8 protein-coding genes and 1 pseudogene are annotated in these 11,467 nt (G+C 68.0%); 5 read left to right on the forward strand and 4 right to left on the reverse strand.

The annotated features are described in order from the left end of the window. Positions 1 to 332: 332 nt before the first annotated feature. From ACZ45E_RS29620 to ACZ45E_RS29630, 3 genes are read left to right on the forward strand one after another with little or no spacing between them, the layout of a single operon-like run. Positions 333 to 2,639, forward strand: a complete 2,307-nt coding sequence (locus tag ACZ45E_RS29620) for a molybdopterin cofactor-binding domain-containing protein (RefSeq protein WP_468226310.1) — start codon at positions 333 to 335, stop codon at positions 2,637 to 2,639. Positions 2,640 to 2,663: 24 nt separating this feature from the next. Then, the gene (locus ACZ45E_RS29625; RefSeq protein WP_468226312.1) at positions 2,664 to 3,140 is read left to right on the forward strand and encodes a (2Fe-2S)-binding protein; all 477 of its coding nucleotides are present in this window, start codon (positions 2,664 to 2,666) and stop codon (positions 3,138 to 3,140) included. A gap of 35 nt (positions 3,141 to 3,175) precedes the next feature. Continuing rightward, on the forward strand, positions 3,176 to 4,219 hold the full coding sequence (locus ACZ45E_RS29630) for a porin PorA family protein (protein WP_468226315.1): 1,044 nt from the start codon (positions 3,176 to 3,178) through the stop codon (positions 4,217 to 4,219). 43 nt (positions 4,220 to 4,262) lie between these two features. Here ACZ45E_RS29630 and ACZ45E_RS29635 read toward each other — a convergent pair whose 3' ends face one another. Further along, the gene (locus ACZ45E_RS29635) at positions 4,263 to 4,826 is read right to left on the reverse strand and encodes a helix-turn-helix domain-containing protein (protein WP_468226317.1); all 564 of its coding nucleotides are present in this window, start codon (positions 4,824 to 4,826) and stop codon (positions 4,263 to 4,265) included. 557 nt (positions 4,827 to 5,383) lie between these two features. Between ACZ45E_RS29635 and ACZ45E_RS29640 the strand changes: the two genes are divergently transcribed. After that, on the forward strand, positions 5,384 to 5,830 hold the full coding sequence (locus ACZ45E_RS29640) for a peptidase inhibitor family I36 protein (protein WP_468226621.1): 447 nt from the start codon (positions 5,384 to 5,386) through the stop codon (positions 5,828 to 5,830). A 104-nt stretch (positions 5,831 to 5,934) separates the two neighbouring features. Continuing rightward, positions 5,935 to 6,912 carry a hypothetical protein gene (locus ACZ45E_RS29645; protein ID WP_468226320.1) on the forward strand — a complete coding sequence of 326 codons (978 nt, stop codon included), beginning with the start codon at positions 5,935 to 5,937 and terminating at the stop codon, positions 6,910 to 6,912. Here the strand turns inward: ACZ45E_RS29645 and ACZ45E_RS29650 are convergent. The 3 genes and pseudogenes from ACZ45E_RS29650 to ACZ45E_RS29660 all read right to left on the reverse strand — a co-directional run. Next, a pseudogene (locus tag ACZ45E_RS29650) lies at positions 6,902 to 7,051 on the reverse strand (IS1380 family transposase); the annotation flags it as partial. The gene ACZ45E_RS29645 and the pseudogene ACZ45E_RS29650 sit on opposite strands and share 11 nt — an antisense overlap. 71 nt (positions 7,052 to 7,122) lie before the next feature. After that, entirely contained in the window at positions 7,123 to 9,450 is a 2,328-nt protein-coding gene (locus ACZ45E_RS29655; RefSeq protein ID WP_468226323.1) for a beta-L-arabinofuranosidase domain-containing protein, read from the reverse strand. Between the two features lie 58 nt (positions 9,451 to 9,508). Continuing rightward, a complete protein-coding gene (locus ACZ45E_RS29660) occupies positions 9,509 to 11,149 on the reverse strand; it encodes a glycoside hydrolase family 43 protein (RefSeq protein ID WP_468226326.1) in 1,641 nt (546 codons plus the stop codon). Between the last annotated feature and the right edge of the window lie 318 nt (positions 11,150 to 11,467).

The following is an 11,467-nucleotide window of genomic DNA, read 5'->3' on the forward strand; positions in this document are numbered from 1 at the left end:
GGAGGGGTTTTTTTTTTTTTTTTCTTTGGGGGGGGAGGGGGCGGCACATGGGAGTCCCCAAACCCCACCCCCCCCGTGGGGGCAGGCTGGGGGGTTCCGGGGCGGGGGCCCCCCCCCCCCCCCCCCCCCCCCCCCCCGGCCCATGACCTGTCCGTACGCGCCACGACGGCACGTACCGCCCGGGCCCGTCAGCCGAACTCCCCGACCATGAACCCGAGATGGAACGATGACGACACTGCGCAGTGATGGGACGGCCCGGGCGCTCCTTGCCGGGTCGCCGTCCACGGACAGCCGGCCGCCGAACCCGCGATCCAGGTGGGGGGAGGCCGTTCGTGACAGGCACTGATCCCTCGGCACGGCAGGAAGGCGGCCCGGCACCTCTCGCCAGACGCCGGTTCCTCGGTTACGTGCTGGCCGCTCCGACGCTGACGGCCGCGGCCGAACTCGTCTCCGCACCCGGGGCGCGGGCGGACATCCCCTCACCGGAGATCACCGAACTGATCGATCTCAACGACGTGATGACGGCGGCAGCCCTCCCGACCTCCGGTCTGATCACCGTCGAGGTGAACAAGGACGGCACCGTGTCCTTCGCGTTGCCGCGTGCCGAAGTGGGCCAGGGCATCACCACGTCGACGGCCATGCTGATCGCCGAGGAACTCGACGTGCCCCTGGAACGGGTCCACGTCACCCTGGCGGACGCGCGACCGGAGCTGCTCTTCAACCAGCTCACCGGCGGATCCAACACGACGTTCTCGACGTACACCCCGATCCGGGTCGCCGCGGCCATCGCCCGCAGCCGACTGCTCCAGGCGGCGGCAGCACAGTGGAAGGCCCCGGTCGGCGAGCTGGCTCTGAAGGCGGGAGTCGTCACCGGCCCCGGCAACCGGAAGGCCGACATCGGGACGCTGTCCGAGAGGGCCGCGAGTGTACGGACCGAACAAGTGACCGTGGACCTCAAGCCGCGTGAACAGTTCAGTGTCATCGGAAGACCGCACAGCCGCGTCGACGCCCTCGCCGCGGTCACCGGACGCAAGAAGTTCACGCTGGACCTGGACGTCCCGGACGCCATGCCGACCATGGTGTGCCGCCCGCCGACGATCAACGGCAAGGTCGGATCGGTGTCCAACCTGCCCGCGGTCCGCTCCATGCCCGGCGTCACCGACGTCGTCGTGATCTCGACCGGGGTGGCGGTGCGCGCGGCCACGTTCGGACAGTGCATCGACGCCGTACGTGCCCTGAAGGTGTCGTGGAAGGCCGGGAGCGCGGAAGGCAAGTCCGACGATGTGGTGCTGAAGGAACTGAGAGCGGCCGAACTGCCCCTCGGGCTCCCGCCGCTGACGCCGAGCGTGGAAGGCAGGTTCACCTTCCGCTTCCGCAGCAACAGCGCACTGGAGCCGAACTGCGCCATCGCCGACGTCCGCCCCGACCGTGCCGAGATCTGGTCGAGCCTGAAGGCACCGATCGTCGCGAGGGAGGCCATCGCCGCCAAGCTCGGCCTGCCGCTGCGTTCGGTGACCGTCCATGTCACCGAGGGAGGCGGCTCCTTCGGCCGCAAACTCTTCTTCGACGCCGCGCTGGAGGCTGTCGAGGTCTCCCAAAAGATCGGCAAGCCGGTCAGGCTCATGTGGCATCGCGCCGACGACTCCCGCCAGGGCCGCACCCATCCCATGGCGATCTCCCGGGCGCGGATCGCCTACCTCGGCAACACCGTTCTCAGTTACACCCAGCGGCACACCAGCGTCTCCACCGATCTCAGTCACGGCCTGGGGGAGATCTTCACCGCCCTGGCCGCGAGACTCCCGGTGGGCGACATCGGATTCTCGGAGCTCTTCTTCCAGCTCTCCCAGTCGATGCCGTACGACTTCGGCTCCAACAGCCGGCTCCTCAGCGAGACCGACAAGGGCTTCAACACCGGCAGCATGCGCAACGTCTACTCTCCCGATGTCACCTGTGCCCGGGAACTCCTCGTCGATCAACTCGCCGCCAGGATGGGCAAGGACCCCTACCGGTTCCGGCACGACTTCCTGCGGGACGACCGCTTCCGCTCGGTGCTGGACAAGGTCGCCGAGGTCGGGAACTGGGGCCGGAGCATGCCGGCCGGTACGGCTCAGGGCATCGCCTTCCACTCCGAGTACCACGCCGCCAGCGCGGTGCTGGTGGAACTCGACTGCCGCCCGGAGACGGTCGACCGCCCCGTCCGCGACGGTGTCGCCGGCCCTCGCGTCACCAGAGCGGTCATCGCCGTGGATGTCGGCCTCGCGGTCAACCCGCGTGGTCTCGAGGCGCAGATGATGGGCTGTCTCATGGACGGCATCGCGCTGACCCTGACCTCCAGCCTGCACCTGCGCGACGGACACTTCCTGGAGGCCAGCTGGGACAACTACTTCTACACCCGGCAGTGGAACACACCACCCGAGCTGAAGGTCGTCGTCATGCCGACCAGTACCGGCGAGCCCGGCGGTGCCGGAGAACTCGGCGTGGCCGCGTCGATGGCCGCGGTCGCGTGTGCGTACGGCCGTGCCACCGGAGCCATGCCCACCGACTTCCCCATCAATCACGGCACCCTCTCCTTCACCCCCAAACCCACCGTCCCGCCCGTTCCCGCATCACCCACCGACGGCCTGGACCACGTCCGCTGATGTGCGTCGAGACAGGGAGTTTCCGTGCCTGAGCACACGTTCCGCCTCAACGGCGAGCAGGTCACCGTCGACGCCGCGGACGACGAGCGGCTGCTCTGGGTCCTTCGCGACATCCTCGGCATCACCGGACCGAAGTACGGCTGCGGCATCAACGTCTGCAAGGCCTGCACGAGCCACCTCAACGGCAGAGCGGCCAACCCCTGCGCCATCCCCGTCGGCGATCTGCGGCCGTCCGACGAAGTCACCACCATCGAAGGGCTCCCGGCCACCGTGGGAGCGGACCTGCACCCGATGCAGGAGGCATGGCTCGACCAGGACGTGGCCCAGTGCGGCTACTGCCAGCCCGGCCAGATCATGGCCGCCGTCGCCCTGGTCCGCCGCGTCAAGGAGGAAGGCCGTTCGGTCACCGAGACCGACCTGGACGGCATCCGCAACATCTGCCGGTGCGGCACCTATCCCCGTATCCGCGAAGCGATCAAAGCAGGCGCCGAGAACATGTGACCACCACCGTGCCCAGAACAGGAAGAGAGGACTACGTGTCCGCTCGTCGTTCGTCGATCGTGCTCATCACCCTGGCCGTCGTCCTGGTCGCTGTCGCGACAGTCGTCCGCTTCGTCCTCGCCCCTGACGCCACGAAGCTGCCCGATGACACCGACCAGACGGTGCACTACGCGGGTGAGGCCATGATGCTGGACAGCAAGGCCCTGCAGTCCGCAGACACCGCGCACGCGCTCAAGTCCGACATCCCCATCACCGTCGACCGCCGGGTACAGGTCACCTCCACCCACGGCGACACGGCCGTGCTCAAGGACGCCACGACGATCCACCTCGGCAAGCAGTCCCTGCCCAGCGCCAAGACGTACGCCCTCGACAGGGACAGCAGACGGGGAACGTCACCCCCTGCCTCGAAGTCCGTGGAACCCTCACGCGGTGCGCTGAGCTCCGCCTTCCCCCCGGACGCCGCACAGGACAACTCCTACAGGTACTACGACTCGACGACGCGCTCGATCGTGCCGGTCCGCTACACCGGAACCGCGAAGCGTGAAGGCCGAGCGGTGAACGTCTACGACATCACGGTGTCGGCCCCGGTCAAGGACCCCGCGGTACTCGCACCACTGCCGCCCGCCCTGCCGAAGAAGCTGGTCGAGAAACTTCTGCCCCAACTCGACTCCACGGCCCGGGCCCGTCTCACCCCCGCGGCGCTGTCCGCTCTGCCGGACCCGGTGCCGATCGCCTACCAGGGCCGCTCGACGCTGGTCGCCTACATCGACCAGCGGACCGGCATCGCCATCGACCAGACGGTGAGCAGAACCGTCGTGGCGAGCACCACCGTCGGCGATGAACCGACCTCCCTGATGCCGGTCTCCTCCTTCACGTTCCGCGTGACTCCCGCGAGCATGCGGGAACTCGGCGACAAGGCCGACTCGGCCGGGCTGCTGCTGACCCTCCTGGCCGACGTGACGCCACTCGTCCTGATCGCCGTCGCCGCCGCACTCCTCCTGATCTCTTTCCTGCGAAGGAGGAAGCATCAGCCGGGCGCCCGCTTCCGCCGCATCCGGCCGGTCTCGGATGCCTGTTGAGGGCTGCTCACCAGGGTCGTCTGCTCGGCCAGAATCACCGCCCCTACCTCTGACCAGCGAAAACACCGCCCTCAGTCCGGAATGACAACAACTGCTCACGTTCACCGGTTGCATACACGTTTCGGAAGAGAGAAGGAGACCGTTGTCTTCCGGCGCCCCTCAGGACGTTGGTCCTGCTCACGGCCGCCCACGCTGTCCCCAGCGCCACGGCCAGCGCGGTCAGGCCGATGACCAGCAGCTTCCGTCGCCGCCGTGGTACATCCCCTGCCGCCATGAGCACCGGCTCGGGCTCCGTCGCCGACGCGGGCCTGGGACCAGGGAGGGGCGCAGGTTCCGGTTTCGGGTACTGCGCCGAGCCCCGGCTGGCATCCGCCAGGGCCCAGAGTCGGTGCAGACGCCGAAGTTCCTCCGGTGAGGCACCGCAGACCGCAGCGAACCGGTGTGCGGGCCCGTAATCCTGGGGGACACAGGAGCCGGAACAGTATCGGTGCAGGCTGGAGCTGCTGATACCGGTCTTGTGCGCAAGCGATTGATAACTGAGATCCACACGTTTTTTCAACGCCCTCAGGCAAGCAGCGAATTCGTCGAATTGCACCGTCTGAGCCATGGCGATCCACCCCTCGGTCCCTACCGCCGTCCAGGCCAGCTACCCGATCCCGGGCCCCTGCGTCGTGTGGCATCTCCATCTGGTCGAGTCCACGGTCCGTCGGCGCACCGCTGTTCGGTGCCGACGACCGGGATCGCAGTCTGCTTCGGGTGCGCGTCCCACGCGCATCCCAGTAGGTCGTCCCAAGCGCCAGGTCACCGAATGTGCCGCGTCCAGGCATCCCATCCGGCGCTGATCACCTGTCGGCGAACAGCGGCGCCTGCCAGTGTCCACGTCGCTGGACCGGTACACGGCATGGCACCCCCGGGGGAGGGCCCGGCCGTGTCGGGCTCGACAGGCGGACCGGTTGTCGCCCAGGCGAGCCGGAAAGCAGTGCGGGTGGCTCGGGGCATGCCAATCCCTGGTGGACCTCGGAATGGAAAGCCTGCTGACACAGCATGAACGGACCTGAGCGCTCATGGCAATGCCAAACGCAGTCACCTGCCTCGCGCCACCGTTTGATCAGGGCACTTTTCCGCCACATCACCGACCCTTAGAAGGGGAACATCGTGAAAAGAATGCTGGCCGTGCTGGCAGGAGTCTTCCTGCTGCTCGGTTCGCTGGTCGGCACGGCCGCCGCCAGCTCGCCCGTACCGGCGAACAAGGACAGTTCAGCGTCCGCCTCGTCGTATCTGACCGCCACGGTCGTCAAGCCGTTGGCAGCGCCGTCCGGTTGCGCGTCCACGAATCTCTGCTTCTGGAACGGTACGGGCTACGTCGACGGCCCTGGGCAGCTGTCCGGGACGAATTCCAACTGGACCGCGTTCTCGCACAGTTCCTGCCCCAGCAGGACATGGAACGACTGCGCCTCGTCCGACTACAACAACGGTACGAGCTACAACGCCGTGGTGTGGACCGCCGCCGGCTACTCGGGGACCCCTGGTCTCATCGCCCGTGGAACGGGAGGAAACTTCAACTCCACCTTCAACAACGCGGTCTCGTCGAACTCCTGGCAAGCACCCTGACCGCATCCGGGTTCCTTGCCGGCCCGTAAGTGACCCTCTGGGGGCCGGGTGGCCGCTCCGGTCCCCGGCCCCCAGGGCGTCCCGTTCGAGGGAGTTCCAGCCTCATGTCCCCTGCCTTCCGCTCACGCCCACGTACCTCCACAAGCCGCGCGCTCCTCGCCTGCGCCGTTGTCGGCGTGCTCGCCTTGACCGGCTGCGCGAGTCACGCCGCGTCCCGGTCCACCACCTCCGGCATCACCCCGGCCGCACTCGATCTGCTGACCAGATCAGGCTCCTACACAAGGAACGAGGAAGCACTCTCCCTCGCTGAGTCCGAACTCATCCGTTCCTGCATGCAGGCCCAAGGATTCCCCTACGTGATCGATGCCGTTGCGCCGCAGGGTCTCGACGTGAACCTCTCCCAACGACGCGTCCACGGCTACGGGCTGTACGCACAATTCGCTTCCCATGCGGCCCGTAAATCGACGTCGAGCGTAGCTACGACAACGGCGATAAAGACGAACGACCAATACGTTCAGCAGCTTCCCGACAAGAAAGCGGCCGCTTTCATGGCGGCCCTGCGCGGAACCACCTCCGACCTGCGCGACATCCGGATGTCCGGCACCACCCTGACCCTCTCCACCAGAGGCTGTGAACCCGCCGCCCGCAAACGGCTCTACGGCACCCTGGTGACCTACGCCCAACTGAGATCCGTTCCGCAAAACCTCAGCGCTGCCCTCGGCACCCGCGTCCAGCACGACACCGGCTATTCGGCTCTGATGCGGAAGTGGAGCACCTGCATGACCGCCACCGGCTACCGCTACACCCTCCCGGCCGACGCCCAGGAGCAGCTCAAAGCCGCCTACGGCAAACAGGGGGCCACGGCCGCGCTACGACGGCGGGAGATCGCTGTCGCGACGGACGACGCCACATGCGCCCTGCGCCTTCGCATCCCCACGCACGTCATCGCGATCCGCAAACGCCTGGCCGCGACCACACTGACTGCCCAACAACGGTCTGCCATGAACCAGTTGGTCCACGAGCGGCTGACCGCGGCGAAAACGGCCGAACGCCTGACGGCCGACCAGTCCAGGCAACGGTGATGCGGCCGGCCGCGGTGTTCGAGCCCGCGTTTCCCGGCCTGAGCAGGGCCGCCACCGGCTCCCCGGTGCCGCCCGGCCCGTGGTCGACGAACCCCATCAGCGAGTGGTGCCCGTAGGCACGCTTCGACGAAGTGGCGGCCCCGTCGACGACCTGCTGTCCGGAGCGCCGCACCGTCCCCCGGACGCCGATTCCGGATCGTGGGTCAAGGCTCAATTGCGCACGATGCGCCAGCGGTTGTCGGCCGTCCCGTTGTCGGCGTCCTGGACCGCGAACGCACCCGCGGCCGTGGAGTTGCCCGTGATGGCGAGCAGCTTTCCGCTGTGCTCGTTGCGGATCTTGTAGGTGCCGTCGTTCTGGTCGAGCAGGGTCCAGCGGTGGTCCGCGGTTCCGTTGTCCGCCCATTGGAGGACGGTCGCGTTGTCGGTCGTGGCCATGTCGAGGACGCCGAGGACCTTGCCGCTGTGGGCGTTGCGGAAGCGGAGGGCGGCGCCGTCAGCGATCATTTCCCAGTTGTGGTCCGCGGTGCCGCTGTCCGTCCATTGGAGGGCTCGGCCGCCGTCCGCCGTGGACATGTCCTGGATGCCCAGGACGAGGCCACTGCCCGCGTTGACGAGGCGCGCGCTGGGTGTGGTCGGGGCGGTGCCGATGTTCCAGTAGACGGTGTAGTTGTGGCCGTGTGCGTTGTGGAACGGGCCTAGGGCGACGGGCGCGCCGTTCGCGGTGGCGGTGAACGTGAGCGCGTCGGTGCTGGTTCGTCTGACCGTGGCGGTGTCCAGGGAGGGCAGGGCGCTGAGTGCGGTGTCACCGTAGACGCCGGACAGGACGACCGGACCGTAGGTGACGGCGGCGACCTTGGGATCGTCGTTGGCAGGCCGCACGACGACCCGCATGGGCAGGCGGACGGTCACCGTGTCCCCGGCGGTCCAGGAGCGGGTGAGAGCGGCGTAACTGCCGGGCGTGGTGGTGACGTTCTGCGGGACGCCGTTGACGCTGATGGAGGCTCCGGTGGTCCAGTTCGGGACGCGGATGCGCATGGTCCAGGTCCCGGTGGCGTCGCCGGTGACGCGCAGCGTGCTGGTGTCGCTCGCCGGGAAGGACGTGGTCTGCGTGACGGTGATGCCGCGCCGGCTCCAGGTGAGGACCGAGGGGACGAACAGGTTCACGGTCAGGGTGGTGCCGCCGTCGTGGAAGTAGACGGAGTCCATGAGCCGGGTGTGCATCTCAAGACCTGTGCCCTGGCAGCACCAGAAGGTGGTGTAGTCGGTGCTCCAGGTGCCGCCGCCCCAGGCGGGGCCCACGCCGCGCCGCCCGCCCGGGTTGAGCGGGGTGAAGTAGGTGACGTGGCCGTGCGGGTCGGCCGGGTTCTGCTGGCCGGTCATCTGGTTGAGCCACGCCTGTTCGTAGTAGTCGAAGAGTGCGGCCCGGTCCGGGTCGAGGGTGTACAGCTCCCGGGTGAGGCTGAGCATGTTGAAGGTGTTGCAGCTCTCACAGGTGTCCTGGTTCAGGTAGGCGGCGATCGCGTCGGGGGCACGGAAGTGTTCCGCCTGGCTGTTGCCCCCGATGGCGTAGGTGTGCGTACCGACACACGTGTTCCAGGCGTTGACGGCGATGGTCCGGTAGCGGGCGGTTCCGGTGGCCTTGTACGCGCGGGCGGCGCCGATCCACTTCGGTACCTGGGTGTTGGCATGCAGACCGGCCAACCGGTCCTGTCCGGCCGCCAGCGGATCGAACACCGCGGCGTGGTCGAAACGCTGGGCCACGGTGAGCCAGCGCGCGTTGCCGGTCTGCTGGTAGAGGTCGGTCAGTACGGCGTTCATGCCGCCGAACTCGGTGCCCAGCATGGCCTGCACCTGCGCCGTGCTGAGCCGGCCGGTACGGGTGTCGACCCAGCCCGCCAGGGCCAGCAGCACGTCCCGGGCCTGGAGGTTGCCCATGTACCGCCACACGTCCAGCAGCCCGGTGAGGGTCTTGTGGATCGTGTAGTACGGCACGTTGCCGTTGTTCAGGGTTCGTTGTTCCAGGGCGGTGAAGTCGGATTCGGGATAGCCGGAGAGGTATCCGCCACCGAAGCCGACGGCGCCGTTGTTGGCCTGGCACTTCGCGAGCTCCGCGACCATGTACGTGGCCTTGTCCCGGCTCACGGTGTCTCCGGTCACGGCGTACAACTGCGCCCAGGCGGTGAGGAAGTGCCCCTGGACGTGGCTGCGGAAGGGGAAGGTCGGCGCGTCCCAGCCGCCGTTCGCGGCGGCCCCGCCCGTGGACAGTCCGTGGTTGGCGCGGAAGACGTACAGCAGCCTGTTCACATCGACGAACCGGAGATACGCGGCGGTACGGTTCTGGTTGTCCAGCCACCGGCTCGCGGTCAGGCGGACCTGTCCCGGCTCGAATCCATGGGCCAGAACTCCCGTATCGGCACGGGCCGGCAGGACGACCGCCGCCCGCGCGACCGAACCGCCGACAAGGGAGGGAGCGGTCGACGCCACGGCCGTGGCCCCGGCGATCGCGAGGAGACGGCGTCTGCTGACGGAGGACGACATGACGTGCCCTTTCCAGGAGGGGAGGGGGAGGGGGAGGTGGGCAGATGTACTGACGGGTTCAGGGGGTGGCCACTTCGAACCGGGTGACCTTGACGGAGCCGCCGAGCGACCCGGTCGTGAAGTTGAAGAGGGCGTAGCGGTAGCCCATGAAGAACTGCCAGGCGTTGGTCAGGGTGAACGCGGGTCCCAACGAGGTGAAGGAGGTGCCGTCGGTGCTGTACGAGAACCTGGCGGTCCTGTTCGCGCCAGGGGTGATGTCCGCTTTCGCCCGCAGCCAGATACGGGTGCCCGAGACGTCGGCGCTCGCCCGTACCGTGCCTGTGCCGGTCGTCTTCCAGTTGGCGTCCATGGTGAGGGCGTCGACCATGACCACGCGGGTGCCGTCACCGTCGCGCATCAGGCCGATACAGGCGGAGGAGTCGCGAAGCAGCGCGAGGCCCGCCCGGTCCCCGTCCCGCATCCCGGAGAACTCCAGGAGCGCCGTCGCGGTGGAGGTGGGCCCGGGAATGCGGTGGGTGAGGGTGTTGCGTGCCCAATAAAGGTCGCTAGTGACGGTCGCGGTGCTGAGCATGAGTCCGTCGCCCACCGACCACTTGGTGTTGTCGGGGTTGTGGTTCCACTCCCACTTGGGCGCCAGAGAAGTCCCGGTGAAGTGATCCACGCCCGTCATCGGCTCCACCGCCCGGGGCGGCGCGGGCACGACGGGGAGCGGATACGTCCTGCCCCAGGCGTTGTTGACGAGCTGCACGGTGGGCCAGCCGTCGGCGGTCCAGGTGACCGGGGCCAGGACGGGGATCCGGCCGCCTGGATAGGCGTCGACGAACGCCATGTAGTACCACGCCCCGTACTGGGTCTGGACGAGCCCGCCCTGGTGGGGGACGCCGCCGCCGGAGACCGGCCCCGGCAGGTCGAGCAGCACCTGCCGGAGCGTGTAGGGCCCGAAGGGTCCGCTCGTCGACTTCAGCACGTACTGGCCGTTGGCGGGACGGGTGAGGAAGATGTAGTAGCTGCCCTTGATCTTGTAGAACCGGGAGCCCTCCAAGGTCCCGATGCTCGACGGCGTGCTGAACACCTGCTGGGTACGCACCTGGGTGCGGCCGTCCGCGGAGAGCTGCGCCACGTTGATCGTGCTGTTCCCGTACGCCACGTACAGGGTGTCGTCGGTGTCGACGAGCATCCCCGCGTCGTAGTAGGCGGTGTCGATGGTGGTCAGCCGGTTCCAGGGTCCCTCGACGGCTGGGGCGGTGTACACGTAGGACTTCGCGAAGTCGATCTGACCCACCCAGTAGAACGTCCTGCTGGACGGCCGATAGGCCAGTGACGAGGCCCAGATGCCCCGGACATAGCCGCGGGCGCCGTTGAGGTCGTACTTCGTCCCGAAGTCCAGCCTCGGAACGGAGTGGCCCGCTAACTCCCAGTTCACGAGGTCGTACGAGCGCAGGATCGGTGCGCCCGGCGAGTAGTGCATGGTCGAGGCCGAGCAGTAGTAGGTGTCTTGCACGCGGATGATGTCGATGTCCGCGAAGTCCTGCCAGAGCACGGGGTTGGTGTAGTTGGCGGCCAGGGGCGGGGAGGAGCCGGCGGCCGGGTCGGCCGACGCCTGTCCGGGTGTCACTGCGGGCAGGATGCCTCCCGCGAGCAGGCCGGTGCCCGTTGCGAGCGCGGCACGGCGGTTCACCGGATGACGAGAACATGACATGTGGTGCTCCTTGAGGCGGCGGTCGTGTGGCCATGGTCTGCGTGCCGACGTGCGCGGGCACAGCTCGGCAGTCACCGCATGTTCGATGTTTCGAACGTGTAACGACTGCTCGGACGCTAAGGATGCTGGGTGACCGTCGGGACGCGTCAACCCCTCTGCATCATTCGCCCATGGATCCGAAACGTTTCGACCGGCAGCGGCGGTGGCGGCATCTGGCAGGCGGCCGAGGTGAGTGCTCGGGTGACGGCGGACGCATCATGGCCGGACGCACTGGCATCCGTCCCCCTGGACACCGCGTCGTCCTCATCACTCATCTCC

This window comes from Streptomyces sp. NPDC030991 (assembly GCF_055571235.1).